13 protein-coding genes are annotated in these 13,543 nt (G+C 57.7%); 5 read left to right on the top strand and 8 right to left on the bottom strand.

The features are described 5' to 3' along the window. Nucleotides 1-184: 184 nt before the first annotated feature. From RR_RS03900 to RR_RS03890, 3 genes are all read left to right on the top strand, one after another. Nucleotides 185-1,141, top strand: a complete 957-nt coding sequence (locus tag RR_RS03900; protein WP_049938612.1) for a succinylglutamate desuccinylase/aspartoacylase family protein — start codon at nucleotides 185-187, stop codon at nucleotides 1,139-1,141. A gap of 140 nt (nucleotides 1,142-1,281) precedes the next feature. After that, the gene (locus RR_RS03895; RefSeq protein ID WP_011222747.1) at nucleotides 1,282-2,481 is read left to right on the top strand and encodes a hypothetical protein; all 1,200 of its coding nucleotides are present in this window, start codon (nucleotides 1,282-1,284) and stop codon (nucleotides 2,479-2,481) included. Between the two features lie 78 nt (nucleotides 2,482-2,559). After that, entirely contained in the window at nucleotides 2,560-3,420 is an 861-nt protein-coding gene (locus RR_RS03890) for a methylenetetrahydrofolate reductase (RefSeq protein WP_011222746.1), read from the top strand. Here the strand turns inward: RR_RS03890 and RR_RS21435 are convergent. From RR_RS21435 to RR_RS03880, 3 genes are all read right to left on the bottom strand, one after another. Next, on the bottom strand, nucleotides 3,417-3,572 hold the full coding sequence (locus tag RR_RS21435) for a twin-arginine translocation signal domain-containing protein (protein WP_004965951.1): 156 nt from the start codon (nucleotides 3,570-3,572) through the stop codon (nucleotides 3,417-3,419). The genes RR_RS03890 and RR_RS21435 overlap by 4 nt on opposite strands. Nucleotides 3,573-3,779: 207 nt before the next feature. Then, nucleotides 3,780-5,156: a glycine cleavage system protein T gene (locus tag RR_RS03885; protein ID WP_011222745.1), complete on the bottom strand. Its 1,377-nt coding sequence runs from the start codon at nucleotides 5,154-5,156 to the stop codon at nucleotides 3,780-3,782. A gap of 239 nt (nucleotides 5,157-5,395) precedes the next feature. After that, nucleotides 5,396-5,893 (bottom strand): dihydrofolate reductase, encoded by a 498-nt coding sequence (locus tag RR_RS03880; RefSeq protein WP_049938610.1) that lies wholly within the window; start codon nucleotides 5,891-5,893, stop codon nucleotides 5,396-5,398. A 128-nt stretch (nucleotides 5,894-6,021) separates the two neighbouring features. Between RR_RS03880 and RR_RS23075 the strand changes: the two genes are divergently transcribed. Continuing rightward, nucleotides 6,022-6,297 carry a hypothetical protein gene (locus RR_RS23075; RefSeq protein ID WP_049938607.1) on the top strand — a complete coding sequence of 92 codons (276 nt, stop codon included), beginning with the start codon at nucleotides 6,022-6,024 and terminating at the stop codon, nucleotides 6,295-6,297. A 173-nt stretch (nucleotides 6,298-6,470) separates the two neighbouring features. Here the strand turns inward: RR_RS23075 and RR_RS03870 are convergent, their stop codons facing one another. Next, nucleotides 6,471-7,124, bottom strand: coding sequence for a helix-turn-helix domain-containing protein (locus RR_RS03870; protein WP_011222741.1), 654 nt, complete (start codon nucleotides 7,122-7,124; stop codon nucleotides 6,471-6,473). 405 nt (nucleotides 7,125-7,529) lie between these two features. Here RR_RS03870 and RR_RS22245 point away from each other — a divergent pair, with 405 nt between their 5' ends. After that, nucleotides 7,530-7,697 carry a hypothetical protein gene (locus RR_RS22245; RefSeq protein WP_165897493.1) on the top strand — a complete coding sequence of 56 codons (168 nt, stop codon included), beginning with the start codon at nucleotides 7,530-7,532 and terminating at the stop codon, nucleotides 7,695-7,697. 52 nt (nucleotides 7,698-7,749) lie between these two features. On the opposite strand, the gene RR_RS03865 is transcribed toward RR_RS22245, so the two are convergent. The 4 genes from RR_RS03865 to RR_RS03850 form a co-directional block, all read right to left on the bottom strand. Further along, the gene (locus RR_RS03865) at nucleotides 7,750-8,850 is read right to left on the bottom strand and encodes a carbon-nitrogen hydrolase family protein (protein WP_011222739.1); all 1,101 of its coding nucleotides are present in this window, start codon (nucleotides 8,848-8,850) and stop codon (nucleotides 7,750-7,752) included. Nucleotides 8,851-8,952: 102 nt separating this feature from the next. Beyond that, nucleotides 8,953-10,191, bottom strand: coding sequence for an MFS transporter (locus RR_RS03860; protein ID WP_011222738.1), 1,239 nt, complete (start codon nucleotides 10,189-10,191; stop codon nucleotides 8,953-8,955). Between the two features lie 596 nt (nucleotides 10,192-10,787). Beyond that, nucleotides 10,788-12,299, bottom strand: a complete 1,512-nt coding sequence (locus RR_RS03855) for an aldehyde dehydrogenase family protein (protein WP_011222737.1) — start codon at nucleotides 12,297-12,299, stop codon at nucleotides 10,788-10,790. A 3-nt stretch (nucleotides 12,300-12,302) separates the two neighbouring features. Next, a complete protein-coding gene (locus tag RR_RS03850) occupies nucleotides 12,303-13,367 on the bottom strand; it encodes a zinc-dependent alcohol dehydrogenase family protein (RefSeq protein ID WP_007190547.1) in 1,065 nt (354 codons plus the stop codon). Nucleotides 13,368-13,543: the final 176 nt, after the last annotated feature.

The raw sequence follows: 13,543 nt of genomic DNA, 5'->3' as shown, positions 1-13,543 counted from the left end.
ATTGTATCATCAAGTTGTATGTTACCAGTCAGCTCTAATGACTTCCACACGATGCGTTCACACCATCGATGGCCCTGTATCGGGCAGTGCCTCTGTTTCGAAAGAGTATCACAGCACCGCTCCATGCGGCACAGCGGTGCTTCTGCTCCCAGCGTTTTTTATTTGCGCGACGCTAGACATTGATATGGATTACACGGCCGTCACGCACACGACGACTGACCGACGGCTCGGGCGGTTGCCGTCGGGTCGGGACGTGTCTGTGACTGTCCACCGATACGTCGGCGGCCCCGGACCGACGGTGTACATCCAGGCGGCGCAACACGGCATCGAACTCAACGGCCCAGCCGCGTTACGTCGACTGCACGACCGCCTGACTGACGCAGCCATCGCTGGGACGGTGCTTGTCGTCCCGGTAGTGAACCAGCTCGCATTCGACCACCGGTCATACATGACTCCCGGCGAGTACGACGTGATGAACCCGAATCTGAACCGCGTGTGGCCGGGCGACGAGTGTGGGAGCCTCCAGAAACAGTTTGCCGCTCGACTGTGGGAACTTGTCCAAGACGCCGACGCGGCGGTCGACCTCCACACCGGCACAGCAGATATGCTGGAACACGTCAGATGCCGGGCAGGCGACCCGGCCGCTGAGCGCCTCGCTGAAGCGTTCGGTACTTCTTACAGACTCACCGACAGGCCCGAAGACAACGGCGGCGACGGGTCCAGCGGGACGTTCCGTGCTGCGACTGCGGAAGCCGGGATTCCGGTTATCACTGCAGAACTGTCGAACAGTCGTCGGATAGCACAGGACGCGGTTGCGGCTGGTGTCGACGGGATACAGAATCTTCTGCGCGCCCGGGCAGTCCTTCCATCGGAGCCGGAACCACAGGCTGCGCAGACGGTACTCCGAAACGATGCGGAGCCAGTCACCGCATCGGAATCGGGCTTGTTTGAGTGTCGACCGGACATCGCCGTCGGCGACACCGTCGACGCCGGGGAGCGATTAGGGACTGTCTACGAGCCCGCCTCGTTCGAGAAACAAGAGGTCGTCACAGCGACAGAAAGAGGAGTGATATTCTCGCTTGCCAGGGAGTCTGTTGTCGTGAAAGGGGAGCGCCTTGCAGGCATCGCAATACCGCGATAACCAACACGAGTCCGAGGAATTGTTGACGGGCATAATGCTTTAGCCGTGCGTTGCTGGCCGCAGTATTGTGGATGTTTATAAATGGGTTCGGTATTCCACACCTATCTCTACACCATAACGTGTCATAGTCTCTCAATGACATGGGACTTCACGCCGCTTTCACTGCGCTCGCGGAGGTCATCGATGCGTACGAATCCCGCGGCCGGTCAATCGAGACCGTCGAAGCATCACCGGCCGGCACCGGTGATGCAGTCCTCGATGTGACGGTAGCGATGCCGGTCTCGCTACGTTCCGGCGGCGGCGCTGATGCGGGCCTCACGCCGGAGACGGCGGGGCTGACCGAGAGCGGTGACCTCGAAGTCACGTTCTCACCGTCGGCTACTGAACTCCCGTCGACTGCCGGTGCTTCATTGTCGATAGCCAATGCCTCGGCGACAGTCACCGACGACGGCTTGCTCCTGACGGTACAGTTGACAATCGACGCGACGGCGGCGGGCGAGGCAGCCAGCGTCGACTGTAGACCGAAACAGGCTGACGCCGCCGATGCAGCAACCGCCACCGCAGCACATTCGGCCGATACCAGCGAGGGTGACGATGCCTCGATCGACGGGTCGGCTGTCTCGGATTCGGAGTCTGTCAGTGACGGAGACGACGGTTCACAGGAGGGCCTACAATCAGACGGCGCGTCTACAGTGGATACGCATTCTGATAGCGAGACCGACTCCGAATCCGACCCATTCGCCGCCGTCCGAGACGACTCCGTGCCACCGTACGAGGACACCGGCTACCTGCAAGCACTGTACGACGAGTGCGACAACTTCAGAGCCATCGCTGAGCAGATACAGATGGACGTCTCCTCTGAGACGGTCCGCCGATACATGATAGAAGCGGATATCCACGTCCCGAACACGTACAATACGTCTAGTGATGACGAGGAAGACCCGTCGGTTGAATCAGAGACCTCGGATGAGGACGCGGCCCAGTCTGGGGCTATGGATGAGGACGAGCAGATCAGTATGACGGAGCCTGTCTCAGCCGAGTCGTCCGGTCCCGCCGGAGAATCGGTCGGAGAACTGCCTGACGAGCAACTGGTCACTGACGGGATTGGACTCCCGACTGATGTTAAACTGCAAGACGTTGCGGATGCAGTCGTCGATTCGGACACAGTGTACGAGGTGCAGCGATGCCTGAGTCTCGACCGTGGCCAGACCCGGGACCTGCTGGAACAGCTTAATCTTCTAGATCTCGTCCTCTGCCGGCTCGCAGACGAACCGGACCATGCTGTCTCCTATGGGACTGTTGCCAGTCGAATCCGGCAGTGTGCCCCTCATAGCGCGTGATACAAAGAACTTCTTATAAATGGGTTCGATGCCCCACCCACAGAGAAAAGTACGGGTACGCCCTAGCTCTGCCAACTCATGGCCCTCGGAACACGCACGGTCTCAGACAGTCAGGGTGTCCGGACGCTGCTGACGAGCGCCCGATTCGAACTGATGCCGTTCGAGAGCTTCGACGAGGAGATTTCCCACCTCCCCGACAACGCGACTATCGCAATCACGACTTCGCCACAGCTCGGCATCGAGAAGACAGTCGAGAAGACGGCGGAAGCCGCCGAAATGGGGTACGATGTTGTGCCACACATCGCGGCCCGCTATGTGGAAGACAGAGAACAACTCGAATCGATAGCCGAGCGACTGGAACAGGCAAGTATCACGGACATCTTCGTCCCCGGTGGCGACCGTGAGGAACCGGCTGGTGAGTACGAGTCAGCGCTCGACATGCTTGAAGCGCTCGAAGAGACTGAGTACTCCTTTGAGGAAGTAGGAATTACAGGCTACCCCGAGGGCCACGACTTCATCGACGACGAAACGCTGGCGGAGTCGATGGCACAGAAAGCACCATACGCGACGTACATCGTTACACAACTCTGTTACGACCCGGACGCCGTGTTAGAGTGGGTCGAAGACATCCGTGCTCGCGGTATCGAACTCCCGGTCGAAGTGGGTATCCCGGGCGTGATGAACTACCAGCGACTGATGCAGATATCCCAGAAAGTCGGCGTCGGTGACTCGATAAAATTCCTCAGGAAGACCACGGGCATTCTCGGGTTCGTCAAGCAACTGGTCGGCTCCCGCGGGACCTACGAACCTGACGAACTCATCGACGGCCTCGCACCCTACGTCGAGGATGATGAGTACAACATCCGCGGCGTCCACATCTACACATTCAATCAGACGCCCGACACCGAAAAGTGGCGGCACAAGCGTCTGGATAGTTAGTCGCCGGCTTCCGTAGCCGTCATCTCTCCGTCACTGCCGCCATCACCGCCGCCTTCGTCTGACTGCTGGGCGCAGCCAGCCAGCGACACGACACCGGCTGTGCTTCCGACCCCAAGTCGTTTCAGAAGGTCACGTCTGGTCTGTTCAGACACGTGTATTGGTATGTATGAGCAATTCTCTTATGAATCTGTGTTGAGATGGAATATTGGCCTCACACTGGGTCGGGCGCACTGGTGATGCTCCGCCCCCGCTGCTAACCGAGGGGTAGTCCACTTCGGAGCCGCCGGATTTCACGAAAAGGAACGATGCGTTTCCTAACAACGTGTGCGAATAAAAAGAGGGACAGGCGGAGTGAGGGGTTAGTCGTCGCTTTCGGCCTCTTTCCTGGCGTTGAGCTTCGCCTGCTCGCGAGCGCTCGGGTTGACAGACTCCTTGAACGGCACCTTCGCGGCGGTGGCGAACACCGGTTCGCCGGGTTCGTCGGCGTACTCGTCGGGGAGATGGACCTGGAACTCTAGGTCCAGCTCCTCGTCGTAGACCGCGTCGTTGAGCGGCGTGTCGGTGACTTCCTGAATCTTCTCAGCCGGGACAAAGCCCATGCCGATGTTGGTCTCTAGGTCCGGGTTCCACCACGGAGAGGTGAGGTAGCCGCATTCCTCGCCCGTGTCCGGGTCGGAGATGAGCCAGAAGTCGGGGGCGTAGTCACGGATTGGCTCGCCGGCGATCTTCAGTCCGATGAGCTTGTGCTCGAACGGGTAGTTGCCGTTCTCGATCTGTTCTTTTTGTTCTTCGAGAACCTCTTTGCCGATGTAGTCGGCTTCTTTGTCGTCAGGGACGTGGTAGCCGAGATTGACCTGGAACGGTGACGTCTCATGGTCGAGGTCCTGACCCCAGGACATGATGCCGGCGGCAATCCGGCGGTGGTGACCGGGTGCGATCTGACGACCGCCGTGGTCCTTGACAGACTCCATAACAGGGTCCCAGACGCGCTCGGCGTTTTCCATCGCGTCTTTGACGTAGACTTCGAAGCCCTTCTCGCCAGAGAACCCAGTCTGGCTGATCAGTACGTCGCAACCGTCGATCTCGGCCTCCATCAGACCGTAGTAGGGCACGTCTTTGACCTTGTCGCCGACGACATCGACCATCACGTCGAGCGCCCTTGGGCCCTGAATCTGCATCGGCGCGACATCAATCTCGTCGATTTCGACATCAAAGTCGTTGTCGACGTTGACGCCCTGAAGCCACTGCATCAGTGTCGAGTCCGAGATAGAGAACCAGAACTCGTCTTCCTTGGGCCGGAGCAACACTGGGTCGTTCAGGACGCCGCCGTCCTCGTTACAGAGGATGACGTACTTCCCGTCCATCGCGTCCATGCCCGTCACGTCGCGAGTGACCACGTAGTTCGTCAGCGCCTCAGCGTCGGGCCCTTTGACACGAATCTGGCGCTCGACGGCGACGTCCCAGAGGGTGACGGTGTTGGTCAGTGCGTCGTACTCCTTCATCACGCCTCCGTCCTCGGGCTCGATGAGACCGCGCGGGTGATAGAGGCGGTTGTAGACGGTAGCCCGCCAGGCGCCCTCCTCGTTGAAGGACTTGTGGAAGAACGGGGACTTTCGAACGCGCGTCGACACCAACATCTCGATGTTGGGGTCACCAGTCTGGCGGAGGTTCCGTGGTACTGTCCGGTCTGACTGGTCGACACTGGGATAGTTAGGATGTTCCTCGTTACCGGTCATGCCTCTGAAAGAACATGTGAAATGCTAATAAAAGATATTGTTACTTGCTTCTGGGGTTTATATACGGGGTGGATTTTGTGGGCCACAAAACGCTCGGAACCGTTGCCTAACAGCCCGTGAGCATGAATATTCTACCGGGAGCGTGGCTGTATTACTCAGGCGATACCGATGGCTGTAGTAGCCCGAACCGACCGACACAGAACACGACCGAGCAGCCGCTGTGACTGTTCGGAAATGCGTCATGCTGAGTCACTGCTGGTTCGGGTGTACCTCACAATAGCGAACTCGCTGTGGGTCGTTCGTTCCATCTCTGTCCAGTTCGACCAGTCGACAGTCGGAAAGACAGTATCGCCGTCGAAAGCTGCTGCTAGTTCGGTCAGAATTAGCTCGTCAGCCTGTGGGAGAAACTGCTCGTACACCGTCGCTCCGCCGATGACATACGTCGTAGATGCGTCACTATCGGCTGCTTCGGCCACCGCCGCCGTCGTCGAGGTAACGGCCGTGACGCTGTCAGGAAGTTGGTGCGGCGTCGTGGTCAAAACAATGTTCAGTCGCTCCGGCAGCGGGCCATCAAGATCACGACGAATACTCTCGAAAGTTCGCCGCCCCATAATGACTGGATGACCGACAGTTGTCTCTTTGAAATGTGTCAGATCCTCGGGATACTGCCACGGAATGTCGCCGCCAGCACCGATCACTCCGTTTGCCGCGACGGCGGCGATCAGCGAGAGTTTCATACACATTTCTATGTTGGGCTGCTGGTAATAGTTCTATCCTAGCATGACTTCCTAACGGCAGTGCCACCCCGGACCGTGATAGCGTGTCTCGCGCGCGACTTATGATGTTCAGCCATATAAAGTATTGTATGGATACGATTCACCTGTCGCCCGGTCCTGCCGCCGCTCAGGCGTTTCGTCTGGGGATCGTTGCGAGTGCTGTCGGTGGACTCGCCGGGATCGCGACACTGTATTGGCTAGATGTCCTGACTCCGGTCCTTGCTGGATACACACTCGTCCTTCTGTTCCCGGTGTATCTTGTCTTCGCTGCGACGGCGTTGAGCGTCTGGTTAGGCTATAACAAAGACGCGACAGCACTACGGCCAGTCTACCGTCAAAAAGATTCAAACCGACGATCCGAATAGGTCTTCGCAGTTAGGTGGGTCTACTATCCGTCCCGGTACATCTATTTTTGACATCTTTGGACACATACTATAGAATCTGGCCTCAAACATGGTTCGGTATCACGGGAGCGGACTAAAATGGCCACGCTAATCGGAGCGCCCTCCAAGCACTCACCGACACCGGTTCCGTGAACTCACTCCTCTCTGTCAATTATCGTTGCCGCAATGAGGTTCCGCATCCCACGACGGAGTCTACCGCTCATTGCTGTCGAGGACAGTCCAATTTCGTCGGCGACTTCGTTCAGAGAGATATCCCTTGGTTCTCCAAAATAGCCGTGTTCGTATGCAGTTATCAGCGCGGTCAGCTGTTCGTCGGTCAACCCGTACGACGACTCACCGCCGGTGTCCGTGTTTCCGTATATTTCGATGATATCGAGAGAAATGTCGTTCTCGTTTGCGTACTCCCAGATCGTATTGAGCGCCTCGCGGTCAGGGAGCAAGAGTCGGACGAGCCACCCGTTGCCCTTCGTCTCTGTATGGACCAGAAATCCGTTGACATCGGTAACGACAGTGCTGATAAGTTTCGTTTTCGGGGTGTGTTCGATGTAATATATTCCGGTCTGGTCGGTCCAGTCGACTAGTTCGTAGCTCTGGACTGTCGGATCGGCATCAAGCATCTCTTCGAGTCGGTCCCTGTCGCGATACTCGATGAGGAACGGAAACACAGTGGACCCCGGATCAGTATTCCCCTGTGTGATGACACGGATGGCTATGTCTTCGAGGTTCTGTAAGGTTGGAACCAGCGCGAGGCGTTCGTGTTCGATATGTATTTTCGTCGTTATTGACATTGTGTGGGAGGCGGACTGCTATCGAGTCGTCACAGATCAATACTGGCTCGACACTTGAACACAATCATCGGTGAGTTGCCGTGTATATGCTGGGACTCCACGTCAATGTTTACATACACAGATGCACACACGAGGGCAAAAATATAAAACTGGTTGTAATCCGAGGACCTGCATAGTGCTCGGAAGGGTTTGTTTTCACCGCTGAAAACAAATCTGGGATCTGCTTTGGAGTCGGAACAAACCTAAAACAATCCAAGGGCCATCTGTCACTCGTTCGGCATATTTGGCGAGAAGCACGCGTTCTGAGGGTAATATATGCTAACAATCATTAAAATTACCTGTAATAAATACCCGTAATTATCCACCAACGGGCTTAGAATGCTATAGCAAGTATATAATATTGAAATGAGTAAATCACAAAAGAGAGCTACCGAGAACAACAAGTTCTCGAACAACGATTTTTATCTGCCGGCCGTCGCCCTCCCACCGAACTTCGGTCGTATTGAGTCGGTTGTGTCCGACCTCTTCGATTTCCACGGTGTCGTGTTGATTCCCGACAGTTACAACAAGTAATACTTCGACCATCGTTTTGCAGTCCGTTCAAGAATGGACTAGCTGCGGCCGATTAGCCGACTAATTCGTCGACGACTGCTTCGACAGCCTCGACAGGAACATCGTACTCGTCGGCTATCGCCTGTGCCCGTGCTGCTGAGAGCGAGCCGTTTCCGGCCACGGCATGCTTGCTGGCTTCTTGAGGCTGTGACGGCGCTAGCGTCTCGTCGCTGATGGACAGATTGACGGCGTCCCATCGGGTGTAATGACCCATCGCATCGAAGTACGCCTTTGTCGCCCGGCGTTCGTCGTCCCTGAACTCGGCAGTCAGGAGCCCTTCCTCGCCAATCAGTGGACCGGCTTTGACAATCCCCGCCGGGTTGACCAGCATACTCCCGCCCGCGGCGACGTTGAATCCGAGTTCGTCCTCCGAAAATCCGTCCGGCACAGCCTCGCTCATGTACGCCGAGCACGCAGCGACGAACGACTGGGTTTCGAAGGCGTACTCACGCATCGCGGGATAGACATCACAGGAGTCTACAGCTTCGCTCGTCTCCGCTCGGGTTTTGTCTCCGGGATGACCGTGCTGTTCCCAGAAACCGGGCCAGACAGCAGCGTGTATCTCCTCACCCATTGTAGTCAGCGCCGCCTTCGAGAGCGTCATGTGGTTCTCATAGCAGATGAGCCCGCCGAGTCGGCCGACATCCGTTTCGTAGGTGGCCAGACTCGACGGGTCGCCACGGCCCCAGATGGCACGCTCCTCGTGGGTTGGCATTAGCTTCCGGTGACGGCCCATCAGCTCCCCGGTATTGTCGAAGTAAAACAGCGAATTGTAGAGCGTCTCGCTCCCCTGCCGATCGCTAATTTCGTTCGTCCCCAGCACAAGCGTGAGGTCGGCTTCCGCGACTGCCTCGCCGAGTATTTCGATAGCCTCGTCGTCAACGTGGAGACTGTTCTTCTGGAGGTCCACCATCAGATCAGTCCATCTGGAGATAGAAACACTGCCCCGCCAGTATGGGTACCCCGGGAAGTACGTCTCCGGAAAGACGACAATGTCTGCACCGTCCCGACCCGCCTGCTCGATATACCGGCATGTCTTGTCCAGCGTTCCCTCCTTGTCGTGGTAGACGGGCTCTACCTGCGCGGCCGCAAGTGTGAATGATTTGGCTGGCATTCGTTTGCAATACACAGGCTACCGGCAAATCAGTTGAGCCGATCTCTCCGGGATGCGGTCGTAGAACTGTGTCGTGAGAAACGGGGTTGAGCGCGTCTTATCCTACTGGCGTCCAGGCTCCGGGGCCTGCCATGCAACAACGATACCAGCGATAGCGACCGCGCCGGCCAGTAAAAACGCCGGTTCGAATCCAGCTCTGTTCACCACGGCGCCGCCGACAATCGGTGCAACAAACGCCCCCGCGAGGCCGATACTAGTCTGGAATGCGACTGCCGTTGCAGCGACGCGCGGGTCGACGAGTTCGCGGACGTACGTAAACGAGAGGCCAAGCGTCAGTTGGACCGCAAACCCGATCAGCAGGAGGACAGCAACAAGTAGTGCCAGCGAGCGAAACTGCGTAAACCCGAGGAGAAGCGGAGCGGCGAGACCGAACGACCACAGCACGACCGGTCGCCGTCTGCCATCAAAGACCCGGTCCGAAATGAGTCCGCCGCTGATTCGAGATACCACCCCAACAGCGGGGAATACAGCAACGACGAGCCCGCTCACGGCCAGAGAGAAGCCCAAACCCTGTGTGAGGTACGACGAGCCCCAGCTATTCACGAACAGGTACAGCGCGTAACCCAGGAAGCCGAGGACACCGACAAGCCAGACGCTCGGGCTCCGGAGCACGGCCCCGAATTCTCGCAGGGACGGGGCATCGCCGCGGCTCCCACCGTGCCCGTGGCTCGCTGGCCAGAAGACGGCCAGCCCCACGATTGCGGGGACAATGAAGGCCAGAAAGACAGCCGGCCAGCCGAACCGGTGGGCAATGAGCGGCCCCGTTCCCTGTCCGAGTGCAAAGCCGACCGGGCCGCTCGCAGTGAAGATGCCCACTGCTGTCGCGCGGTGAGAGCCATCGACGGCCCGGCTTACCATATCGATACCGGCGTTCCAGACGACGACATACGCGGCTCCCCCCAGTGCACGAGATGCAAGGATTGACTCGTACTGGCCACGCCGGCCGGCTCGCCATCCCCACACCCCGGCGATGACCAATATGCCCACCGCAAGGGCCATCGCGATTCTTGAATCGGTCCGGTCCAGCACAGCACCGACAGGGAGGCTGACGACGACAGCGGTCCCGAACATGACCCCAACGACGAGACCGGCGGCTGTCGGCCCGACCTGCAGTGATTCCCGAATAAGCGGTGTAACGCTTGCAGGAACGATCTCGTAGGCAGCCAGTCCCATCGAGATGAGGCTTGTACCCGCTACGAGCCACCACGTCGAATTGGCTGTTCGGACAGGTGATTCAGCAGTGGTCTCGGAAATATCGGAATCAGTAGCCTGTGGTGTCATTCTGTCGGGCGAGGGCGTCCTGTCACTGCAGTGGGGTGGCTGGTGTCGAAACTAGAAGTACGAAGCGCAGTCAGTTCAAAAGGCGATCCTTTCGCGAGCGGTTCCCGAACAACATGGAAAGAGTTGCGTTGGCGGGAGCAGTGGCGACGAAGACTCACTATGTACCACTGAGATAACAGGGCGTATTGAAACCCTATGACCTGAAGCGGATGCTACAACAGAATCGTTGCCGAGTTCGCCGTAGTATGAACGCGGAATCCGTGGCATGACACATATATAAACAGGAACAGAACAGATATCTGGGCTTTTCGGCAGGTTTAGAGATTTCCATAGAAATAGGAGCCAATATTTACCAAGTTTGCTTCTATTTTTCGGATTACGCTACCAGCAAGCTCGTATTCGGAATTTGTTTGGTGTATATTCAACGTAGCTATGGCAGATACGCCTATACTCGCAAGAGCTATTACACAATTCGGTGTATTTCATCAAACAAGTCAACCAGAACCCGCCTGCTCCACGCGTGAAGGCGGGTGCCAAAATAACGTGCAAGATACCGTTGGAGGGGTGCTAGCGCCGGTTTTCGTGATTCTTTCACTTCAGATTTCAGGGCTGTCGAGGTTGACGTACACCGTTTTGGGTTGCTGGTACTGCTCTACCGCCGCCCTGCCGAGGTCGTGGCCGATTCCCGACTCTTTGAACCCGCCGTACGGACCTTCGGGTCGGATCGGTCCGTATGCATTGATGTAGACGACGCCTGCATCTATGTCTGCGGCAGCTTGGTGGGCGATATCAGTCGATTCTGTCGCGACCCCTCCAGCAAGGCCAAACTCCGTGTCGTTCGCCAGCGCGATGGCCTCATCATACGTCTCGAATGACTGGACAGTCTGGACGGGGCCAAAGATTTCTTCGCGCGCGATTCGCATATCGGGCTCGACATCTGTGAACACAGCCGGTTCAACGTAATGACCGTCAGCGAGGGCGCGGTCATCCGGTGCAGTGCCACCAGTGGCGAGCGTAGCACCCTCGTTTCGGCCGATGGTGACATAGTCCGACACAGTCTCAAACTGGTCCTCGTTGGTCAACGGCCCCAGCGTCGTCTCATCATCAAGCGGGTCACCGAGCGTGTACGATTCAGCCCGGGCCACCAGTCGGTCGACGAACTCGTCGTGGACGTCTTCGTGGACAATTGCTCTGGACAGTGCATCACAGATCTCACCGGTACTGTAGTAGACGCCTGCTGCGGCAGCGTCGACAGCTGTTTGCATGTCTGCATCGGGAAAGACGAGAAGCGGCGACTTCCCGCCCAGTTCGAGCGTCACGGGAGCGATACGGGCGGCGGCAGTCTGCATGACTTCCTGGCCGACGCTGCCACTCCCAGTAAACGAGAGCTTCCGGACATCTTCGTGTTCAGTTAGTGTGGCCCCAGTCGTCGACCCACCACCGGTGACAACATTGATCACGCCGTCGGGGAAGATCCCATCTGAGAGCTGTGCCATCCTGACCGTTGTCAATGGGGTGTACGCGGATGGCTTCAGCACAGAACAGTTGCCGGCAGCCAGGGCAGGCCCGAACTTCCATGCGGCCGCCCACGCAGGGAAGTTCCAGGGGGTGATCTGTCCGACAACCCCGTATGGCTCCATTCTCGTGTACATATGGAGGTCCCCCTGTGCCGGTATCTGACTTCCCTGTTGTGTCCTGGCAACTGCCGCATAGTACTCGAGTGTCCTGAGCGCGCCTTCAACTTCGCCGCGCGCTTCAGACAGTGGCTTGCCAGTATCGAGACACTCTAACAGGGCTAGCTCGTCGAGGTGCTCCTCCAGAACGTCAACCCACTCGCTAAGGCGCTGTGATCGGTCCGTGGGTGTTCGGTCACTCCACGTTTCAAAGCCGTCCCAGGCGACTTGCACAGCTTGGTTGACCAACTCGTCATCACAGACCGGGACTGCCGTTATCGGTTCATCGATGACCGGGTCGCGTGTCGGAATCGGCTCTGAACCTGAGACTGAGGTCCCACCTATCCACGGCTCGATAACGATGTCCGCTAGCGCGTCCTCGTGGGCCTGCAGATGTCGCTCCCGCATAGCGGTTCGCGTCTCGCTGTCAGGCATAGCTCAGGCGAACTCGTTGACAACGGGAATCCCGATTGTCTCGTAGTCGGTCATGGCAGCCAGTTCGTCGCTAACGCCCTCCAGACCGATTTTGTCGGTTATGACGGCACCGGGGTCGAGCTTGCCGTTCTCTACCATCCGGAACATCTCACCGTACTTCGACGGCGGGAGGCCGCTAGAGCCCTGCACCTGAATCTCGTTCATTACGATCGTATCCGTGGGCAGCGAGTTGTACCCTCGCTGTTCTTTCGTCGTTAGGCCGATCTGGACGTGTCGCCCGCGCGTTCTGAGCGATTCGATAGCGTTCTGGCAGGTCTCCTCAATCCCCAGTGCGTCTAGAGAGACGTGCGCGCCGCCGTCCGTGATATCTCGGACCGCCTGTACGACATCGTCCTCTTCAGCTGCGTTGACGGTGTCGATGGCACCCAGCTCTTCAGCCATTTCGAGTTTTTCGTCCATCAGGTCGACACCGATGACGTTTCCACCCAGTGCGTCCGCGATGTGGACCGCTGACAGTCCGATACCACCGAGCCCCTGAACGACGACGTACTCACCGCGACTCACGTCGGCCTGATGGGCCATTCCACGGTACGACGTCATGAAGCGGCACCCCATGCCAGCGACCTCGACGGGGTCCACACCATCAGGGAGCTTCACAGCGTTGATGTCGGCGTTTGGAATCGGGACTTCTTCGGCAAAGGCCCCCGGCGCTCCGGGCTGGAAGCCGAGCCCCAGATGGTTCTCACAGAGGTTTTCATAGCCAACACGGCACTCGTGACAGTGGCCACAGGCAAAATTGAACGGGATGGCGACCGTATCCCCTTCTTTGACTGTGTCAACATTCTCGCCGACTTCGACGACCGTCCCCGACGGTTCGTGGCCGAGAATATGGCCCCGCGGTGGCTTGTAATCAAACCAGTCCCAGTTGCCGACCCATCCGTGCCAGTCGCTCCGGCAGACACCGCAGGCATCGACCTTAGCGACGACGCCATCCGGGTCCGGGTCCGGGCGTTCGACGTCTCTGATAGCTAGCGGCTCCTCGTACTCCTCTAACACAGCTGCTCGCATACGTATTGTGTGACGGTACCACATTATAAAAATATTTTCCCGCTCTGCTCTTCAGATGGGATATTATATAATTTTTTGAGAATTGCTTGATAGTGTCCTCGTCATTTAGTCTTGTACCAAAAATATAGTAATCTCAGAAATTCAGCTTCGTCTGTTAGTCCGGCGATTTTACAATC

Origin of the sequence: Haloarcula marismortui ATCC 43049 (genome assembly GCF_000011085.1) — an archaeon.
GTDB lineage: Archaea > Halobacteriota > Halobacteria > Halobacteriales > Haloarculaceae > Haloarcula > Haloarcula marismortui.
This window is presented reverse-complemented; position numbering and strand designations above follow the sequence as displayed.